The sequence below is a fragment of the Aquabacterium soli genome, from assembly GCF_003933735.1.
Lineage (GTDB): Bacteria > Pseudomonadota > Gammaproteobacteria > Burkholderiales > Burkholderiaceae_C > Aquabacterium > Aquabacterium soli.
This window is the reverse complement of the sequence record NZ_RSED01000011.1, coordinates 64615-83689: the sequence shown is the minus strand read 5'-3', so window position 1 is coordinate 83689 and position 19075 is coordinate 64615. Positions and strand designations below refer to the sequence as shown.

At 60.6% G+C, this 19075-nt stretch carries 22 protein-coding genes; 6 read left to right on the top strand and 16 right to left on the bottom strand.

Annotated elements, in window-relative coordinates; translation table 11 throughout:
• Positions 1–3: 3 nt before the first annotated feature.
• From traL to EIP75_RS14870, 6 genes are all read right to left on the bottom strand, one after another.
• Positions 4–303: a type IV conjugative transfer system protein TraL gene (gene traL / locus EIP75_RS14895; RefSeq protein WP_035033923.1), complete on the bottom strand. Its 300-nt coding sequence runs from the start codon at positions 301–303 to the stop codon at positions 4–6.
• A gap of 28 nt (positions 304–331) precedes the next feature.
• A complete protein-coding gene (locus tag EIP75_RS14890; protein WP_233584878.1) occupies positions 332–745 on the bottom strand; it encodes a hypothetical protein in 414 nt (137 codons plus the stop codon).
• A gap of 119 nt (positions 746–864) precedes the next feature.
• Positions 865–1545 carry an OmpA family protein gene (locus EIP75_RS14885; RefSeq protein WP_125244064.1) on the bottom strand — a complete coding sequence of 227 codons (681 nt, stop codon included), beginning with the start codon at positions 1543–1545 and terminating at the stop codon, positions 865–867.
• The gene (locus EIP75_RS14880; protein ID WP_338014932.1) at positions 1542–2042 is read right to left on the bottom strand and encodes a lytic transglycosylase domain-containing protein; all 501 of its coding nucleotides are present in this window, start codon (positions 2040–2042) and stop codon (positions 1542–1544) included. Before EIP75_RS14880 ends, EIP75_RS14885 begins: the two co-directional genes overlap by 4 nt.
• 240 nt (positions 2043–2282) lie before the next feature.
• A complete protein-coding gene (locus EIP75_RS14875) occupies positions 2283–2780 on the bottom strand; it encodes a hypothetical protein (RefSeq protein WP_233584877.1) in 498 nt (165 codons plus the stop codon).
• A gap of 466 nt (positions 2781–3246) precedes the next feature.
• A complete protein-coding gene (locus EIP75_RS14870) occupies positions 3247–3531 on the bottom strand; it encodes a hypothetical protein (protein WP_125244062.1) in 285 nt (94 codons plus the stop codon).
• Positions 3532–3730: 199 nt separating this feature from the next.
• Between EIP75_RS14870 and EIP75_RS14865 the strand changes: the two genes are divergently transcribed.
• Positions 3731–4600 (top strand): hypothetical protein, encoded by an 870-nt coding sequence (locus EIP75_RS14865; RefSeq protein ID WP_125244061.1) that lies wholly within the window; start codon positions 3731–3733, stop codon positions 4598–4600.
• On the opposite strand, the gene EIP75_RS14860 is transcribed toward EIP75_RS14865, so the two are convergent.
• The 3 genes from EIP75_RS14860 to mobH are packed head-to-tail and all read right to left on the bottom strand — an operon-like array spanning position 4575 to position 8810.
• Positions 4575–5198, bottom strand: coding sequence for an IncC plasmid conjugative DNA transfer DtrJ family protein (locus tag EIP75_RS14860; protein ID WP_125244060.1), 624 nt, complete (start codon positions 5196–5198; stop codon positions 4575–4577). The genes EIP75_RS14865 and EIP75_RS14860 overlap by 26 nt on opposite strands.
• A complete protein-coding gene (gene traD / locus EIP75_RS14855; RefSeq protein WP_233584891.1) occupies positions 5195–7081 on the bottom strand; it encodes a conjugative transfer system coupling protein TraD in 1887 nt (628 codons plus the stop codon). The genes EIP75_RS14860 and traD overlap by 4 nt, the downstream gene beginning before the upstream one ends.
• A gap of 22 nt (positions 7082–7103) precedes the next feature.
• Positions 7104–8810, bottom strand: coding sequence for a MobH family relaxase (gene mobH / locus EIP75_RS14850; protein ID WP_125244058.1), 1707 nt, complete (start codon positions 8808–8810; stop codon positions 7104–7106).
• A 268-nt stretch (positions 8811–9078) separates the two neighbouring features.
• Between mobH and EIP75_RS14845 the strand changes: the two genes are divergently transcribed.
• Complete coding sequence (locus EIP75_RS14845) at positions 9079–9414, top strand: H-NS histone family protein (RefSeq protein ID WP_125244057.1); 336 nt, start codon at positions 9079–9081, stop codon at positions 9412–9414.
• A gap of 16 nt (positions 9415–9430) precedes the next feature.
• Here EIP75_RS14845 and EIP75_RS14840 read toward each other — a convergent pair whose 3' ends face one another.
• The 6 genes from EIP75_RS14840 to EIP75_RS14815 form a co-directional block, all read right to left on the bottom strand.
• Positions 9431–10012: a FlhC family transcriptional regulator gene (locus tag EIP75_RS14840; protein WP_125244056.1), complete on the bottom strand. Its 582-nt coding sequence runs from the start codon at positions 10010–10012 to the stop codon at positions 9431–9433.
• A gap of 12 nt (positions 10013–10024) precedes the next feature.
• A complete protein-coding gene (locus tag EIP75_RS14835) occupies positions 10025–10345 on the bottom strand; it encodes a hypothetical protein (protein ID WP_125244055.1) in 321 nt (106 codons plus the stop codon).
• Positions 10346–10638: 293 nt separating this feature from the next.
• The gene (locus EIP75_RS14830; RefSeq protein WP_233584876.1) at positions 10639–11763 is read right to left on the bottom strand and encodes a DUF932 domain-containing protein; all 1125 of its coding nucleotides are present in this window, start codon (positions 11761–11763) and stop codon (positions 10639–10641) included.
• A 173-nt stretch (positions 11764–11936) separates the two neighbouring features.
• On the bottom strand, positions 11937–12947 hold the full coding sequence (locus tag EIP75_RS14825; protein ID WP_125244054.1) for a DUF7146 domain-containing protein: 1011 nt from the start codon (positions 12945–12947) through the stop codon (positions 11937–11939).
• Between the two features lie 47 nt (positions 12948–12994).
• A complete protein-coding gene (locus tag EIP75_RS14820) occupies positions 12995–13312 on the bottom strand; it encodes a hypothetical protein (RefSeq protein ID WP_233584875.1) in 318 nt (105 codons plus the stop codon).
• A gap of 76 nt (positions 13313–13388) precedes the next feature.
• Positions 13389–13931, bottom strand: a complete 543-nt coding sequence (locus EIP75_RS14815) for a hypothetical protein (RefSeq protein ID WP_125244053.1) — start codon at positions 13929–13931, stop codon at positions 13389–13391.
• Between the two features lie 492 nt (positions 13932–14423).
• Here EIP75_RS14815 and EIP75_RS14810 point away from each other — a divergent pair, with 492 nt between their 5' ends.
• From EIP75_RS14810 to EIP75_RS14795, 4 genes are all read left to right on the top strand, one after another.
• Complete coding sequence (locus EIP75_RS14810; protein WP_199758602.1) at positions 14424–15179, top strand: DUF1845 domain-containing protein; 756 nt, start codon at positions 14424–14426, stop codon at positions 15177–15179.
• Between the two features lie 374 nt (positions 15180–15553).
• Complete coding sequence (locus EIP75_RS14805) at positions 15554–15808, top strand: helix-turn-helix transcriptional regulator (RefSeq protein ID WP_125244052.1); 255 nt, start codon at positions 15554–15556, stop codon at positions 15806–15808.
• 332 nt (positions 15809–16140) lie between these two features.
• On the top strand, positions 16141–17082 hold the full coding sequence (locus tag EIP75_RS14800; RefSeq protein WP_125244051.1) for a site-specific integrase: 942 nt from the start codon (positions 16141–16143) through the stop codon (positions 17080–17082).
• Between the two features lie 5 nt (positions 17083–17087).
• The gene (locus EIP75_RS14795) at positions 17088–18311 is read left to right on the top strand and encodes a DUF1173 family protein (RefSeq protein ID WP_125244142.1); all 1224 of its coding nucleotides are present in this window, start codon (positions 17088–17090) and stop codon (positions 18309–18311) included.
• A 141-nt stretch (positions 18312–18452) separates the two neighbouring features.
• On the opposite strand, the gene EIP75_RS14790 is transcribed toward EIP75_RS14795, so the two are convergent.
• The gene (locus tag EIP75_RS14790) at positions 18453–19073 is read right to left on the bottom strand and encodes a class I SAM-dependent methyltransferase (protein WP_125244050.1); all 621 of its coding nucleotides are present in this window, start codon (positions 19071–19073) and stop codon (positions 18453–18455) included.
• Positions 19074–19075 lie beyond the last annotated feature (2 nt).

The following is a 19075-nucleotide window of genomic DNA, read 5'->3' as shown; positions in this document are numbered from 1 at the left end:
GGCTCAGCCGACCATGCGGCGGATGTGGGAGGGCGGGGTGGCGCGCATCGCGGTCATGGGGCTGGGTGGCAGGTGCCAGTACAGCCAGTGCATCGCGAAGGCCTGGTGCTTGTCGGCCTTGATGCGGGCGATCCAGCGCGACAGGAAAATCCCCGCACCTGCGCAGGCCGCAAACGCCAGCTTGGTGCCCGACAGGTAGCCGACGAAGAAAAAGAAGATCACCGGGGCGGCCACATCGATGTCCCAGAAGCCGATCTTCCAGGGGTCATCCAGGCGACGGGGGATGTAGGTGTCGGCTTGCATGTCAGGCTCCTGCAGGTTTGAGCTGACCTCAGACGACTGCGCCCATGATGGCGCCCGCGATCACCAGACCTACCGCACCGAAGATGGCCAGGCCCACGTAGAACAGCACCGGCCCGAAATTGCGCAGGGCCGACAGCGAGATCAGGGCGACCACGAAACCGACGAAGCCGACCAGGGCCTTGACGCTAGGCCCCAGCGCGGAAATCTGGGCGAGGGCGGATGTCAGCGGCCCGGTGATGCCAGTGAAGGCCACCAGGTCAAGGGCGAAGCCGGGCATGGACAGCCCCAAGCCCAGGGCGAGCATGGCCAGCGCCGAGGCCACACGCCAGCGCTTGTGCGGGGGCTTGTTGGTGTCTCTGTCGTTGGATTGACGGCTTTGCTGGCCGTCCAACTGCACAGAGGGGCGAACAGGGGTGAAGGGATGGATGATGGCTGTGCGCATGGGAATCTCCTGGCTGGGTTGCGCGTCAAGGCCTGACGCAGGCGGGGGCGATCCTGCGAACGTGCAGGCACGTTTCAGGAAGGGGATGCGGTGGGCGAGCGGGCGAGGGCCTTGGCGTGTCATGGCACCCCCTCGGATGAGGCTGTGAACACGACCTCAACGCGACGATTGCGGGCTCGGCCCTCGGGTGTGTCGTTGCTGGCGATGTAGCAGCACAGTCCTCTGGCATCGATGCGGATGTCCTTGGGTTGTGCGGGACTGACGCGCTTGATGTGATCTCGAACGGCACCAGCCCGCGCCAGCGCGATGGCCTGATTGGGCGCATCGGGGCCGACGTTGTCGGTGCGTCCTACGATGAGCACACGCTCGGCACGTCCCAGGGCTTTGGCTGCGTTGGTCAGCAAGGTCCGGTGTGCGGGTGTCAGCACCGCACTGTCGGTTGCAAACTCCAGGACCAGCACCTGAGGCTTGCGCAGCGGGGCAGGCTTGCTCACTTCAGCTGGCGCGACGGATTCAAGGGCGCGGGCGTTGCCTTGTATCGAGGGCTGAAGCTGTGTCTGCGGATCTGCCGCGGCCACGGCCAGTGTCTTGGGTGTGGTGGTAGGACAGGCAGGCTCGACGCACTGGGCAAAGTACGCATCTCGGCCACGTTCAAGCTGCGCGATGTGTGACGCGTTCGGCTTGGCTTGCGGTGTCTCGATTGCATGGCCCTGCTTGGCGGGCAAGGTGCACGACGAGAAGGCAAACAGAATCACCGCTGCCGAGGCGCTGGTCATGGCGATGTCGTGTACGCGCGTCATGGCGACACCCGAGCGGCAAGGATGAAGAGGGGCAGCTTTGCGTCTGCGCGCTCTTGCGGCCGTACTGCGGTGGCCTGTGTGGACCGGATTGCCGAGGCGGGCAATTGCCGGTAGACCTTCCAGGCGTAGCGCCTGCGTGCACTCTGACAGGCCGCACCCTTGAGTTGGGTGCAGGCGGCGTTGTAGGCGCCTACACCGTCCCAGCTGAGGCCTTGCCTGGCCAGGGTTTGAGCAAGCAGCCAGGCGCCCACATGGATGTTCGTACAGGGGCTGTACAGGTCGCTCTCAGAGATGCCGAACCGTGCCAGCGCAGGCAGGTTCGAGCTGTTGATCTGCATCAGCCCGATGTCGTAGCTGCCCGTGCGTTGGCGGTGGCTGAGGTTGAGCGCTTTGGGATTGAGGTGCGACTCGACCTTGGCAACGGCATACAGCAGTTGCGATGAAACGCCGTATCGCTGCGCCGCCTCGTCCCAGCAAGCCAGGGCGTGTGCCGGCACGCTCAACAAAGTAAGACATCCAGACAAGAGACCCCATTGCATGGCGCACTCCCAACAAGACCGATGTGGCCGCCAATGCACGTTGCACGGCGGGACGGACGGGGTGAGACCGGCACGGTGCCGATCAAGGTCTTGTTCAGGTCAGCCGTGGTTGGACGGCCTTGGCGTGGTCAGGGCACGTGAATCGCTTGGAGATACTTCATGCCACGTGTGTGTCAGAGCGCTGGGTTGCCGATGGCGTCAGCGGGTCTGCGTGGCGTGCTCTGGGCGGAAGCGCTGTGCCATGTTGATGCGAGCTTGTTGCAGGACGCTGGCGCCGGTCTCATCCGCCTGCTGACACAGCGCCACGCAGGCGGTGGTCAAGTGATCGAGTTGAAACTTCGGGTTGGGGTGCCTGTTGGCGGGCGAGCGCTGCAACTCAAGGAGCAAGTCGTACTGCGGTCGCCACATGGCTTCCCGACGGCGAGGTGTATTGGGCGATCGGGCCACGAGCTCGGTGCCGAGAAAACCGAAGACCTGCCTTGCCGCTTCAGGTCCGGAGAAGATCAGCGAGACGCAGGCACTGATCAGGTCAGGAAATCGAAAAATCGGGCCGACGTTGTGATCGGACTTGAGCACGCCATAAAGCCAGACATGTTCTTCCAGCCACAGCCGTGTTTCGATGACGTCTGATGGCAGTGCTTCCACGGTTGCGGGGTATCGAGAGGCCTGAAATCCGGGCGGTGCAGCGGTGAGCATGGTGCGTACCTCTGTTTCTGAATCGGCATTGCTCGGGTGAGCGCATGGGTACAGATTAGGGCCCGGGTGCGGCATCGTCACGGGTGAATGCGGGCTTTGTCATGGGGATTTCGACGCCAGTTCATGGCGAGTACTGACGCGGTACGGCCAAGATGGACGAGTCCCATTTGCGCAAGCTAAAAAAAAGCCCGCCGATCAGCGGGTGATCAGCGAGCACAAGACGCATCGCTGTCATCACGGTGCGCCACCGGCTCAGGGAGGAAAAGCCGGGCCGAGGTACGAACCAGCGGCCCGGCAATGATACTGGGCTTCACCCAAACAGGCATTGAACTGCTGGAAGTCCGGTACCCGGATCGCGTGTTGCCACCTGCATATGGCCTACTTTCCGGGTGAAGTTCGACAAGCTCCCGCAATGGCACACGCAGTCTGCCTGGCGCCAGTTTGCTGGTCGCATGGCCCGTGTGGCTCAGGCGAGGTGATCAGGCGCTGCAGCCGCCAGGCAAAGAATCACGAGGTGATGGATGTAAGTGCCGATGTCGGCAATGGCGTGAGCTTTGTCGACGATGAAGAAGACTTCTCCTTCTTGTGGCAGGTCGTGCCACGCGCTTGTATCGAACATGTTGTGGTGGAACTTGTCTCCTACGGCGAACGTCTGAAACGTACTGCCAGCTTCGATTTGCGCAACTGGGTCATTGCGCATGGATCGAATCCGGATTTCCAGAGCGTGGATGACGGGCTTTAAACTCTTCATTTGAATTCCTGGGTAACTAAGAGACGCCGATTGTTGGTTGTCGCATCAGCTGCCTTGCGGGCTGTTTTCCGAATCGAACGGCCATGGCGATCGGTCTGAATTTCAGAGCCATTTGCCCCCGATTTGGCCGTGCCCACACCGTGCGTGACATCGTCTTGGCGTACGCCGACATCGCCAGCAACCCGAATTTGAGAGCCACATGGACGAATCGGAACAGATCCTGTCAAACCAAAGCACATGTGACGAGGTGCTTCGCAAGGTCGGCCGCAATGTGCTGTTGTTTCAGCAGATCGAGGCACTGCTGAAATTTCTTGTGGCCAACCACAGGCGAGATGGCAACACGTCGAATTTCGAGGAGCGGTTGCAACTACGCACTGAGAAAACGCACAAGCAGATGATGGGGAAGTTGGTTGAGCAATTCACCGATGGCATCCTCTCTGACGCGGGTGAGCCAAACGCCGAACCGGAAGAGCAAAACCAGGTCTGGATGTCATTCACGTTCACCACCTCTGGGGACCGCGAGTTCTACGAGGCCCAACGTGCGGACATGAAGCGCATGGTGGACGAGCGCAACGACCTGATTCACCATTTCATGCCCCGTTGGCAACCGGACTCTCCGGAGAAGATGGGCGAGGCAGCCAAGTATCTCGATGAGCAACGTGCCAGGGTGCTGCCCATGTTTGAACATCTACGATCTGTCTCCATGGCGCTGATTGATGTGGGGCAGTCCATGGCCGCGTTCATGGCGTCCAAAGAAGGCCAGCGCCATTTCGAGTTGATCCTGTTACAGCACAGCCCTTTGGTCTCGGTTCTGAAAGACGTGGCTGAACATAAGCATCGGGCCGATGGCTGGGCCTACCTTGCCGACGCGGGGCGCATTGCGTGGCTGCAGGAGCCCGAGGCTGTGACGCACATGAAAGAACGACAGGGCCATGCCACGCTCAAGAAGTTGGCCGTGGCTTCGGATCTCTTCGAGGTGTTTGATGAGCCTTTGCCAAATGGCGGATACCGTACCCTGTACAGGCCAAAGGCCGGAGAAAATATCAAGACCTTCGGTGAAAGTCTCTGATCGCTGTACCCATCAACGTGCCGATGATCACCGGCACGCATGGTACGGCAAGAGGATGCAAAGTGATGGGCAGCACAAACGCCAGGACAGTTGCGCAACTGGTCAGGATGGCCAAGCAGGCATACAAGGAGAACATTTCCGGGTTGTGGTGTAAGAACTCCTTGGCTTTGACCAGGCGTACCAGGTAGCCATCCACCATGGCAGTAAACGGGAAGGCCAGCAACCAAGGGAGCCACTCCAACAACATGGCAAGGCGGAAACTGGCGAGCAGCAGCAGTGCGTCAATCGAGCGGAAGTAGGGATTGTTGAACAGCCGTTGGTTGACCGAGGCCATTTCTCGCCCGACTGCCGCGTTGACGCCACTCGCTGGAGCCGCGTCTTTGGATGAAGGGACGGGTGATGCCTGACGTGCAGACTCCTGCATGCTCATCGCAAGCGACAGCATGCGGGTGCTTGCGTCCTTGCCCCAGAACAACGCCGCATTGGCGTATTCCGTTCGCAGTTGCTCTACGAACCGTTCTGGCGGGTGGGCGGACGGCACATAGAGAACCAGAACCAGCAGCGCCAGTAGCGATGCCACGGCCATCGCCCTGATCATGCTGCTCTCCTGATGGGTTGATGGACCGCTTGCGCTTCCGGATCCAAAATGGGAAAGCGACCCTTAATAATGCGCCCGCCAGACACCGAGGCAAAGTATTGAAGATTGGGCAGTTTGCCCAGGACATCGGCGGGCACCATCTCCTCGAAGCTCTCAGAGAGTTGGCTTGAATAGCTGGTCGAGAAGTCGCCCAGATGGGTGTCGGCGCCATGACCCATGCCAACGCGCATCGAATGGATTGCCGTCTTGCCGAAGGTCTCCACGATGAAGTCCTGCGTGGGTCGGTCTTTCGAGCGCAGCGCGATCAGGTTGTTCAGGTTGCCCAGCGCCATGCGCGCAGCCGCTTCGCTGCCCAGGCGTTTGGCCAAGTCGGCCAGCGTCTGCATCGCGCAGGTAGTGTAGATGCCGCCTTCGGCGCCCTTGTTGAGGATTTCGATCAAGGGTTGGTTGATGACGTTGGCAACCTCATCCACAAACAGGGCAATGCGCCGGTAGCCGCCCAGGTTGTAACGCATACCAGCCCTTGCTGCCAGGTCGGCCAAGGCCAAGGCACCGATGGCTGAGGCGACCGAGGGGTCGGGCAACGAGTCCAGGCACATGTACAGCACATGCCCGCCTCGTTCGATCTTCTCGAAGTTCATGATCGGGCGCATGTCGTCGGCGTCGAATGGGTCGGGCGACAGCGTTCGACCCAAGTCGCCCGAGGTCAGCATGGACAAGATGGGCAGCAGGTTGGCCGTGATCTTTTGATAGTGCTCGCGGTTGTGTCTGAAGGTGCGCACCTGGGCGTCGATCACTTTGCTGCGCTGAGATTGGGCAATGTGGTGTTCGTAGTACGCGACGAGGGCCATGAGTTCGGTGCTGGCGGCTTCTGATGGGCGCTTCAAGTTCCCCCGGTTTGCGTCCTGCATCAGCTTTTTCATCTCGGGAAGGTCACGCCATGCGGGTCCCAAGGTTGCCTCGTAGAAGCGGCGCAAGGAGCCTTCTAGAACAGGTTCGATGCCGCCTTCGATGTAGCGGGTCAGCTTGGCCAAGTTGGGGCGCTCTTCCAACTCGACCAGGCCTTGCACGACCACGTTCACGGCATCCCAGCCAAAGGCTGAGAACGCGCCAGCCGTGTCGGGCGGCATGATCGACTGGATGCGGGATGCGATCTCGGTGGGCTTTTGCCAGTTGAAGGTGAAGTCCAGCCGCACACCGGCTTCAGGAAAGGCCGGATGGAACTCCATGAAGGTGTCGGGCTCACGCCAGTCCTGGCAGGCGCGTTCCACCACGCGCTTGAGACGGCGGCTGTTTTTGGGGTCGATGACGATCACCACATCGCCGCGCCTGACCGCCTGGGTGATGAGGTTGGCCAAGGCCACCCCTTTGCCAGATTGCGTTGTGCCCACCAACAGCGTGCCGCCTTCGAAGTTCTGCAAGGGGCGGTGCAGGGGCACCTCATGGGGCTCGACGCCGTGGATGTAGGGCAAGCCAATCTCGGCGTCGGGTTGCGGGGCGCTGTCATAGCCCAGCAAACTCAGCAGGCGGGGCGACACGGTGAACTCGCGGTAATCGATTTTGGCCAGCTCATACAGACGCTGAGAGTGCACGGGCTGCCATTCGAAGCCAAAGCCAAGGAAAACGGCTGTTGGATCCTGGCACCAACGCGACTGGGTCTGTGTGCTGATCACCTGAATGGCGTGACCAGCCAGCGACGCCCTCAGCACGAGGATGCGCAGCGCCTGCGAGAACCTGAGGGCGCTCATGCCAAGGCAAGCGATGGACAGGGGGAAAGCGAGAACGCGAGGCAGTTGACCGATGGAGCCGACCGCTGTGAAGAACATCAGTGCGATGCCCCAGGCAAGGCCTGCGTAAGCCTCGTAGGCGTGGCGCCACGGCATCTCGTAACATCGGATGGGCATGTCACCCTCCCTGAGCCTCGGGCGAGGCAAAGGCTTCCATGTCTACGCCGTTGATGAAGCGCGGGGCTATGGTCAAGCCCACAGCCGATGTTCCGTTGAAATCCCTTGAGGTTGTGGGTGGGCCATTGCCCGGGGCGCGAACCAGCATGTGCACATCAGACAGGGCACGCAGGGCCACAGAGGGTTGAACGCCGCGCAGCTCGAATTCGTGCAGAGGCACAAACACCCCCAACGCGACAGTGCAACACTGGGCGGGTCCGGCGCCTGTGTTCAAGGTGTTGACCACCTCGGTCAATGCATCGCGCACCACGGGGTTGAGGCGCAGCGGCGCTTGAAGACCAATCTTCGCTTGCTGAGTCGTTTGGGCGTCGCTTGTCGATGCCAAGGCAGATGGAGGGGCGGTCAACAACAGTGCTGCTTCGGCTTGAGCGTCTTGGCTATTCGAAGCTGCTTGTTGGGTTTGATCGGAGTTGCCTGGGATGAGCGAGAGCTGGGTGCCAGGCGGGTCATCCGGTTGAGGCTGTGGTGCGACCAGTTCGGTTGCTTGCGCTGATGGTAGGTTGTTGAGTGCGGAGCTTGTAAGGCTCTCCGCAAGAGGGGGCGGTGACGGGTCATGCCCTGCAAACAGGATGGCTGTTGAGGATAGTTTGACCGCTTCGATCTCGGACTTGGCGCCTGGTGGTTGGATGAGCCAGGTAGAGTTTCCTGCGGACGTGGGTTCGAAGACCCCGGCCAGCAGGAGCACTTCCATGATGGTCTCTGGTGCTTTGGGGATGCCCGGCAACTGCGCAGTGTCCAGTAGTTTTTGAATGTCTTCTGCAGCGCTGGGCCAGACCAGGAACAGGCCATCGGGGCCGAACCAGACGCGAGACTTCTCGCGATTGGCCTGCCACCCCGAGTTGGAGCTTGCGAGATGCCTCAGTGCGTCAACCAGGTAGCGTTCAAGGTGCGAGCCGTATTGGGGCTTGCCGTAGCGGTCGGCGTTGGCCAGCAGATTGCGGTCAATCACCAGTGCCAAGGAGCGGCGAACCAAATCGTCCAGCACGTTGTGATCTCGATACTGCGAGATGCCGCTGACGCTGGCCATGAGGTGAGGCACGATGACCGTGTTGTCTTCTGCCAAGTAATGCATGACCGCAGGTGGCACGACATGGGCCAGCGTGAACACGCCCAGGCTGCGTGTCTCAATGGCTTGTGGGCGCCAGCGCAAGAAGTAGCGGTCGGCCTGGCGTGTCATCAGCCAATCACTCAGGGGCAGCAGGTAGGCTGGCCAGGCCTCGCCTGGGGAGTCGGTCACGATGATGTGGCTGAGTATCCGGTGGGCCTCGCAGCAAAGCCCTGCGACGAAGGTGGCCAGACGCCAGCGTGGTTCCAGGTGACGGCGTGCCGAGATGGTGGAGCGCCCGGAGAAGATGTGCGCATCTGTGCCTTGCAGACTGAAGAAGCTGACTTCCATGCCCAGGCGCAGCAGGCCGCCAGGGATGCAGAAGTAGTTGTCGGATGTGGCCGGCAGCAGGTGTACCAGGCTGGCGTATCGCCTGATCAGCGACATGATGGTCTGCTCGAAATCGGTGCGGTCAGAGCCGTGGCAGAGCTTGATGCGTGCGATCAGGTCATCGTGTTGCGACAGCAGATCATCAATGGGCAGGGCCTCGAAGCCGGGATCTGACGATGCAAAGGTGCTGTGTGGCAGAGACGAGGCAAGCATGGTGGTCCATTGCAAATGACCCAGCCATTTGGTCACTATGCATTGCCGCACGCACCTCAAAATGCCGTCTGTTCATTTGGGCTTTCGCCATCAAGGCTTGAGGAATGAGGGGCAATTGCAGATCAAAGCGATGTGCGTCGATCAGTCTGATACCTTGGCCTTGACTCTGCATGCAACGACGAGGATGCAGGCACGTTTGCCACGAAGCCACGGAACTTGCAATGTAGGATGTTGAAATACAAACTCGGCGTAGCCAAACACTGCAATCATGACCACGTACAAAGAACTCCTGGCCCAGAAAGCCGCCCTGGACAAGCAGGCTTCGGAGCTGGACAGGCAATTGCAGGATGCCCGCAAGGCAGAGCGAGCTGGGGTGATTGACCACATCAAGCAACTGTTGTCTGCCAATGGTTTGACTGTGGCCGACCTGGGGTTGAAGTCCGGTGTGGCGACCCGCTCCAATGCCGCAGCAGGAAGCAAGGTCGCCCCTAAATATCGCAACGTGGACACGGGCGAGACCTGGAGCGGACGGGGACTTCAGCCTAAGTGGATCAAGGCTGCGTTGGCCGCTGGCAAGACGCTGGATCAACTGAAAGTAGGTTGATTACAAGGCCGTCGGTTCAGGGGGCCGTCGCCGGTGCGGTCGCCATCCCGTGCTTGGGAAATGACGCCTGGAGCCGAGGATCGCAACTGTAGCGCTGTACCAGTTTGCAGAACGGACAGTTGTCGCCCAAGTGGACCACGGTGCCGATGGCTACCAGCACATCGCTGCCGCAGGTCGGGCAAGCGAGGACCTCGAACACCGGGGTGCAGGCCAGCCAGATGCCATCGGTGTGCGATGCCAGATCAAACGCCCGGTCAAAACTGATGCGGTGCGGACACTGGCAGACGGCTTGGTATCCACGATAGGCGCAGACCAGCGTCTCTGCTGCGCCGAAGCCAGTGTTGCGCAGACGGCGGTAGATCGACATGAAGATCGACGATTCAGCCCTCGCAATGAGGTTGGCGCTGTGATACCACTCCAGGGAGTTGGGCGGACGTCCGCGTGGGATGGCTTGAGGGTCATTGAAGAGCAGCCTCTGCACGTCCCGTGGGTTGAGCCCAGTGATGTGATGGATGGTGCGCACCCGGGCGCCCAGTTGAGCACAGTCTTGCGCCAGACGTATGGCGCACAACTGGCGGTCAGCACGTGTTGACATCATGGTCCCCTCCGGTCACGACGTGCTTGCGGGCGCCATGGTCGCGAGTTGCCGTGGCCTTGGCGCATGAACGGCGGCCAGTGATGCCTGAAGCGGCGCGGGCGCCTTGAGCAAGGCAAGCAAATCCTGGCGTGGAGGGAAGAGGGTGCTTTGGCCGATCTGATCAACGAATGCCCACAACTGTTCCTGGCTCATGGCACCAAGGAACTCTGCTTGGGCGGCGTCCAACCCGAACTTGCCGCATGTCGATACGCGATCTTGCGCGATGCCCAGCCTGATGGCTTGCAACAGGTACAAATTGGTCAACTGCACATCGGTGAACTGGATGCTGCTCATGGTCTTCTCCTGTCGGTGTGCCCACATGTGAGTCGAGATGGGCCAGGTATTGCGGCGCGGTATGACTGATTTGGTGTTGTGTGTGATTGGAGTGATGGGTCGGCTCAGCTTATTCACGACCACCGATTGAAATCAATGCCCGAGTGCGGGGGGATGGCGTGTTTGCCATCGACAACAGCCCGCATTGCCTGCCGCATTTGTCCCAGTCAATGGGCGTGATGCTTTGAACTTGGCTTCGACATAAAAAAGCCACCAGAGCCAAGGCCCTGGTGGTGAATCACTGTGATCCGAGATCAAATGGCTTGTGCCAACTCATTCCACTCCTTGACGGGCAGTTCGATCAACTTCCCGCCCAGGGCTTCAAACTCGGTGGCACGGTCGTAGTCCTCAACTTCCTGGGAGAAGTGCGTGATGGCATTCACCAGGCCGTACCCCGAAAGATCACCTTCGGCGATCAGGTGTCGCAGCACCCCGGCGCGTTCGGCATCATTCAATGTGTAGCGCTGAGCCAGCACTTCCACCGTCTTGACGGGGTTGCCGACGAGGTGAATCTGCAAGGTTTTTTGCATCTTCTGTGCGGCCTGCATGAACGTTGCTTCAGACACGGCCGCCTGCACCACGTCGCGAACCTTCAGGAAGAAGGCCTTGTCATCGGCTTGCAAGGTGTCGTCCTTGAAGACCATGATGCTTTCGTCAGATCCTAGTGCCCGCCCGACGTGGGTTTTGCGCAAGGAGCGGTCTGAAGCAATCAGGCCATTGCGGCACACCAATCGATACAGCAAGGGCTGCACCGACAGCGTGCCTTGTCCCACCTCCGAATTGGAGATGACCACGCCAGCCTGGACGATGTCGCCAGGCGCCATTTCGACCTTCAATTGCGGTGTGATGCACTTGATGTACATCCTCGTGTCGGTGAGTTCAACCGACTCGAAGCGCACATCAGGCAACTGCTGCAGGATGGGCAGCACACTTTCGGCCAGATCGTAGTTGTCAAGGCGACGATAGCGGTCTGACAGCACGGCCCGGACGTTGCCATCGAGCGTGCGGATCATGCGACGGTCATCGTCGCTTTGCAGCCAGGTGTTCACATTGCGGTCCAGCAAGACCGGCTGCTCGGAGCGCATGCGCTCAAAGTAGGCATAAGGAATCTTCAGCTTGTCAGCCAACTGGCGGCGCGCCAGCGGCATGACGCCATAGGGCGTCGAGGCGCCGCCTTCGCCGATGACAAGACGGGTTTCGCCTGTGTCGTCGGTGTCGTGTCGCATCAGCGACGAGGGGACCACCAGGTCCTTCTTGGATTGCAGTTGGCGCTCAAGTTCATGGGCCAGGCTCACCAGGGAACGTCCGCTTCTCATATCAAGCTCCTGTTCGGGAAAGAAATGGCGGAGACGGCATGGCCCACATGCGGGGATGCACATCCCCGCCAGGGTTGATGACGGATGGGCTCAGACCCATCCACGCAGGGCGCGAACTGACCACTGGCCAGGGATCGCGCCCGATTCACAAATCACTCATACAAAACGCCAGGGCTGTCTTTGCCTCGCCATGTGGCTTGGCCTGGTTTGACAGCTACCAGTGGGGAAGAACTGATTCAGGCGGTCTGGGTGGTGTGCTCTGCCTTGGCCAGCCACACATCGGCCCAGTCGCTGCCCGGGGTCTTGGGCAAGAGCACCCGCACTTGCCGAGGGCCGCTCTGGCGCTCCTGCTTCTTCAGGCGCCGAGCCAGGGCAAAGGCAAACACCTGGCCGTCAAAGTCCGCGTGCGCGTCGTTATCGGCATAGATGCAGATGCTTTGTACCGAGTCGGGCAGCCACAGCTTTTCCAGGTTTCCGGCGTTGAGTCCTGCCCACACGGGTTTGCCGGTGGCCAGGTGCACCGCCATGGCGGTCTCGATGCCCTCGGCAATGGCCAGTTCGTGCTCGGGTTCGAACAAGCGCACGGAAGCACCATTGATGCCCGAAGAGAGCACCTTTTTGGCATCGCTCACATTGGCCTTGCGGCCATCCTTCAGATACGTGCGGTGCAGCGTGACCGCGTGACCATCGGCGCCCTGGATGCAAGCCAGCATGGCGGCGTATTCGGCCACTTTGCGCGACTTGCCCGAGGTTGGGTCCTTTTCGTAGTAGCCCAGCGCTGGATGCAGGCGCAGCACCTTGGGGTAGTGAGCCAAGGCGAGCCGCCGACCGGACAGGTAGCGGTCTACCTCATCACCGGGCGTCACGGGCTTGGCTTCTTCCCAGAGCCGCTTGGCCAGGGCCTTCATGCGCTCGGCCGACGGCTCCGTTGATGCCACATGCGGGGCAGGGGGCGAGGCGCCCACCACGCGTTCGACTTCCTTGAGCGCGGTGTTGAAATCCAGGCCCGTGACGGCCTGCAGCAGCTTGAAGCCACCTCCCGCGCCACAGGCGCGACAGTGGTAGTTGCCTTCACCGAATTTGTCGGTGTACTGAAACCGGTCGGTGCCACCACAAAGCGGGCAGGGCAGGTTGCGCTTCTTGAGAATCTGTTCGCCAACGCCCAGGCAGCCAAGGATTTCGGTCCAGCGACCGTGGGCCCGGCGTTTGACGTCTTCAATGCGAGCTTCGTACTCGGGGTTGTTCATGATGAACTCCGTGTTGATGACATGCTCTCCAGGGGATAGATCAGCGGTCAGCCGCGATGGGGAACCGATGGGGTGAACAACTGGCCTGCCTGAAGTGCTTCGATCACGCTGTGCTCGACGAACTCCCAGGGCAGTTGGTGCTGGGTGTGCAAGACCTGGCCTTTGTCGTCCAGGTGTTCGACCTTGAAACCTGCCTGGCTCCACAGCACGCGGTAGGTCAGCCAGTCGGCACCGGCGATGACAAAGATGCGGCCAGCCTGGCCGGTCAGGACTTCACTTTCCTTGACCAGGAACTCGATGTCCTGGGGCTCATCGACCATCAGCATCGGAATGCGGTGGCCATGGGCGTATGCTTGTTTGTGCATAGGGCACTCCATGTGTGAGGTGAGGGCCAGGGCCGATCGGAACGATCTGGCCTTGGCGGTGTTTGGGCTGTTGGGATCAGGTGAACAGGTCACCCTGCTCGGACATCTGCTTGAGCTGTTCATTGATCCATTGCGGATTCCTGGCCAGGCGGGCCTCAACCCACTGGGGGTTGCTGGCGATGGCATCGCGAACCCATTGGGGATAGCGCTCAAGCGATTCCGACAGCCAGGCTTTGAGCTTGTTGCGGATGTGGTCGCGGATGTCTTGCGCATCCACGAGGCCGCAGTACGCGATGGGCGACAGCGGGCTGCATCCCACGACACGCAGGCAGTTCACGAACGAGAAGGGCTGTTGGTCCTTGTCCCGCTCGGTGAACACCCAGCGCAGGGTGTCGAACTTGTCCTCTAGCGGCGTGGCCGGGTCAGACAACTGGTTGATCTCCTGCAGCAAGCGCCAGTGCAGGAAGACGATGTCCTCCTCGCTCCAGTCGAAGCGTTCGGTCGGATCGTCCAGCGACTGTGGGTCTGGCGGTTGATCCGGAAAAACGGACTGCGTCGCCCCCATGAAGCCATTCAAGGCAGCTGGGGGGTGAACCAGGGATGTGCTCGTGTGCAGCATCGTGGCCTCCATGTGAAATTGGGAGGCACGGCGCACCACGGGTGGGGCAATGCCCCACAGGGTGATGAACAGTCGGCAAAGTGTTTTGATGCACTGCCGATGGCGATGAAGAGACTCCAGGGCTGGCTTGATCGGGTATTGAGCCCGTTCGGATCGGTTTGCCAGCTACCGATCGAAGAAGGCTTTCTGGGTGAGGGCGCGCATGCCGCGTCAGTGCGGTCGTGCACTCACCACGAAAGTCGCTTCGATGGCATCGGGACGGTGGTGACCGTCAAGGGTTTGATGTGAACTCCAGGGCTTGCCTTGTTTGAATGCAGGGCTAGCTGCCGCATGTCAGCAAGGTAGTGCCTTGCCATGAGGATGGTCAAGATGGCTCCATGCCAAAACGGGGGCTGATGCCGAAAGGGCCTTCAAATGCCGATGATTCCCGGTGGTGATGCATGGACGCGGTTCGCAAGATGGTGGCGAGCACGCCAGCCACGGGAGCGCGACATGTCTGATATCCACCAGATCGTCAAGATGGACCAAGGCGGGGTCAACGACCGCATCCTGGCCAAAGAAAGCAAGGCAGATTTCAGGCGCATCGAAGCGGCCAGTGTGAAGATGCCCACGCGCTTCACCAGCGCAGAGGGCAAGCGCTTCTTTGTTCGCCTGTTCAACACCTTGCAACTCAACATGCACTTCATCTCGGTGATCGCACGCACGCGCTTGGATCACGATGACATTGTCAAAGTGGAGGCCAGCGTTCGGGCGAAGCTTGACGCGGTCAACGAGAGCTTGAACAGTGCCATCGATGGCGCAGAAGCCTTGTTCAAGGCCCATGGGATCACCAGTGTGGCGACGTATGACACCGTGGCCCTGTCGGTGGACGTAAGTGTGCTGTCTTCGTTTGGGCGCCGCTTCTTGGAGGTCCTGGGTAAGCTGGACCAGTTGATGCCACTGCTCCAGACGCTGGAGATCCATGAAGTGATCACTGCTCAGGCGGTGGACATCCAGCGCGCCAGCCTCAAGCGTCAGGTGCGCGACGTGGCCAACGGGGCGCGCAATCTGGCCACTGGCCTGAGGCGCCGCATGAATGCCATGGGTGAACGGGGCGAGGGCGGTCGCGAGTCTGTGCCAGCCCCGGAAGCAAATGTTCAAGCATCTGGTGTGCTTGCTCAGGAGCAGGAAGCGACCGGCGAGGATGCAAGTGTTTCGTCAGCCACGGACACGATGGAGTCTGTGGATGCAACTGTTGTCGTCAAGTAGCTACTCAACTCGACCTGGTTGATGCTGGCAAGCGCCACGCGCAAGGTGCCGGCTTCACGGACGATTTCGAGGAGCACAAGCCGTTCTTGCTTGAGGAGTCCCATGTCGTCCGCTAAGGTGAAATCGGGGCGTATGTTGCGCCACCGTCGCAGTCGATACCTGCCTGCCTGTGCCTGTCCACGTTGCGCTGAGCCAGCCCGTTGACGAGGCACGATGTACTTGGAGTTGCTCACAACCACACCGTGCGACCGGGACGCCGCCGATGTGATGCCGGAGTCGTGCGTCCCTATCGGCATGCGCAAACCCTGACCTAGCGCCGCCGCTACAGAGCAGGTCATGTCTTCCATCGGCATTCGCCGTGAAGAGGCCAGATCATGCCCAAACCCAACCGGGGTGCTGTTGCCGTGCCTGCTGCACCTGTCCATGCTGTTGCGGCGCCATCATTGCCGCAAGTTGGCTTTCTCCGACAGGCACAGGTTCTGCAATTTGTTCCCATCTCCAAGTCCACACTGTGGCGGCGCGTGCAGACGCGCACCTTTCCTGAACCCGTAAAGCTGTCGGTGCGCGTGACCGTCTGGAGGGTGGAGGACATCAGGCAATGGATCGCTGAACAAAGTAGCCGTGCCTGACGCCCCTTGCTGAAGCCGATGTTCACGCTTGCAGAGCCCGCCCTCTTGCCGTGCACCTTGCTTGGCATGCCTTGCCCCGATATCGAGCGCGCTGGGGCCTTGGCACACGCCAATGCATGGGAAGTGCGCCGCTACCTATGCTGGGTGGTGCCACGGAACTTGCTTGCTTCTGGGTGTATTCACGTGGCTTTTGTCCACGCCAAAGCAGATCTGCCTGATGCCGAAACCCCCCGCCTTCACCGGCGATTTCGACTGGTGAAAAGTGCGACCAGGGTTGAGCATGAAGGCGCTTTGGCAGCGTGAGGACAAGTAAACAAAGCAGGGAGAGGGTCATGTCATGCGCACCAGAACTGGAACCAGATGGGGGCACCGTTGCCCAATCGATCCGGATGCTCAAGGAGGTCATCGATGGCGACACCTATGAGGCTGTGGCCGCTCGCTTCGGTGTGTCACGCACGGCGGTTGAGCGGCGCATCAAAGCGGTCGCAGTCCAACTGAGTCAAGTAGCGGACATCGATGGCTTGAATGAAGACGGAGCGGCATTCGTCAGACGCTTGCGCCTGCACCGCGATGCCATCCTGGCGGCCTTGGTGGACTTCGATCCGAGAAGGCCCGTCGAGCATCGTTCCAGCCGCATCGTCTCCATGGATGAGATCATCCAGGCAGGCAAGCGCATCAAGGGGCGCAGTAGTCGGCCATGGCATGACCTGTCGCTGTTCTATCTTCTGTTTGCCACTGGCGCACGTCCCCTGGAAATCGCCCGCCTTGAAGTGCGGGACTACCTGAACTTCGATGGCAGCGTTCGGCGCCACTCCCAGATGCGTGCCGAGGTGGCCATCACCGGAAAAGTCCGCCCATTGCACTTTGCCAGCACGAGGTTGGACGAATCGCTTTCAAACTACCTGGATGAACGCTTGAAGCTCGGGCTGGGCTTGGGACGGGATGGTGCTTACAGAGGGCTTGATCCAGATAGCCGCTTGTTCCTGTCCACAGCAGGAGAGGGGTTCAAGATCACACCCTATGGTGCGCATGGTCAGCGACGGTTCTTGTGTCGACCGATCCTGGAGACCTATCGCAAGCTGTTTCGCTATGCCGAGATGAAAGGCGTGACGGCGCTGTCTGTGCGTCGCACCGTCGTGGCTCGTCTCTATGAGCGTGGCGCTGATGAAGACGATGTCGGCCTGATCCTGGGCATTAGCGAACGAAGTGCGGTGCGCGAACTGCTGGCTCGCCACAAGCCGACCATCGAGCAACTGCTCGATGAACTGGTGTGAACACCATGCCCACCCGGCAAGGCGCTGAAGGCGACAGTCAGCGCTTTTCCATCAAAGGGCGGGTGGTGGATGCAAGCGCGCCAGACATGCAGGATCTGCTGGCTCACGTGTACGAGACCCCCGAACGTCCCCGATGTCTTTGTGTGCCTGGTGGTGTGGAGATGTACGTGGCGCGTCACCGTCAGTTCCTTGTCAAGCGCATGCCGGAAACAGGGTGTCGGCATCACCCATCGTGCCCATCCTTTGAGCCAGAGTGGCAACAGTCTGGCCTGGGTGAACTGGTGGGCGAGGCAGTTCTGGAGCTGGCGCCTGGGCAGATTCAGCTGCGGGTGGACTTTCCCTGGGTGCGCACGGTGGGGCGAAGTTTGGCGCGAGGTGAACCACATGAGGTGACCGAGGTGGATGCACCCAGGCGACGCATGAGCCTGCATGCCCTAATGCACTTCCTTTTCGAGCGGGCAGGCTTCAACCGATGGAGCCCGGCCATGGAGGGGAAGCGCAACCAGGGTGTACTGCACAAATACCTGATGAATGCGTCCGAGGACGTGATGGTCAAGGGCGTTGGGCTGAGTGAGCGCTTGTATGTGCCCGAGCCCTTCAGCGAAGCCAGCAAATTCGAGGCAGCTCAGCGCCGTCGCAACAAGCTGGCGGTCTTGCATCCGCACGAAGGGCAAAGCCCTCTGGCGGTGGTCATCGGCGAATTCAAGGTCAGCGAGGTAACGGCTCTGGGGCGGCGTGTCTGGATCAAGCACATGCCCGATGCACCTCTGCTCGTGGGCACCAAGACCTGGGAGCGCATTGAGCGGGTCTTCGCGCCATTGTTTGAAGCCCGTGACGCTGACAGCGGATACAAGGTGCGTCTGGTGCTGGCGGCACTGATCCGCGCTCGCCGTGAGCACACCTATGAAATTGATGCGGCCAGTTTGATGTTGACCAGCGAGCACTGGATCCCTGTGGAGGGCGTGCACGAGTTGCCGCTGGTGCATGCGCTCGTCTCTCAGGGCCGACGCTTTGTCAAACCACTGCGTTACGACGCCAGGAGCGCCGCTGCATTTCCCAATGCTTTGCTATTGGACGCGGGACCATTGCCGCTGCCTTTGCACGTCATCAGCGCCTTCATGCCTCCCAAGGAGCGGGCGGAAAAAGAGCGGACCCTGCGAACGTCCGCCGGTTCACCCTGGCTTTGGGTGAGCGCAGAAGAGATGCCGGCCTTGCCGGGGGCGTTATGACTTAATGGCCATTGGGTGGGCTCAGGACTTCATCTCGACTATGGGTGGGCGGGAGCTGTTAACCCAGCCATCAGATGTGGGTAGCCAGTTCCGCAACGATGGCTGCGCCCGGTGCAGGCCAGGTCGCAGGATGCAAAGCGCTCATGTCGTTTTCTTTCTGCACATGCAATAGATGAACTGCTGGTCAGTCCCAAAAGGGGTGTGGTGCATTTGCTCTTCGTGGGTCAGCATGGTGAATGCTTTCCCAAATTCGGCATGCAACTCGTCGGGTGCGTAGCGCATGACGGGTAGGCCACTGCACTGAGTGGGGCCATTGCTGCCGAATGTGGCCATGATGACGTGGCCACCTGGCTTGAGCGCACGCAAGACCTGTTTGACGTAAGCCTCACGGTCCTCTTGCGTTGTCAGGAAGTGGAACACGGCGCGGTCATGCCAGAGGTCGATGCTGTGGGGCTCGAAGGTCGTGCGGGTGATGTCCGCCTCAACCCATTTGACGCCAGCTCCACGCGCGCCGAGGCGGTGCCGACTTTCTGCCAAGGCGGCTGCGGACAAGTCCAGCACGGTTACGTGGGCGTAGCCGTCGTCCAGCAGGTCATCGACGAGCGTGGAGGCTCCACCGCCAATGTCGATGAGGGCCGCATCACGACCGAGGCCGCTTGCGCGGATCAGCCGCATGGACATGTCCGCATGGGCTTGAAACCAGCTGACGCTGTCCGGTGCCTTGGTGGTGTAAACCTTTTCCCAATGATCTTTGTTTTGCATGT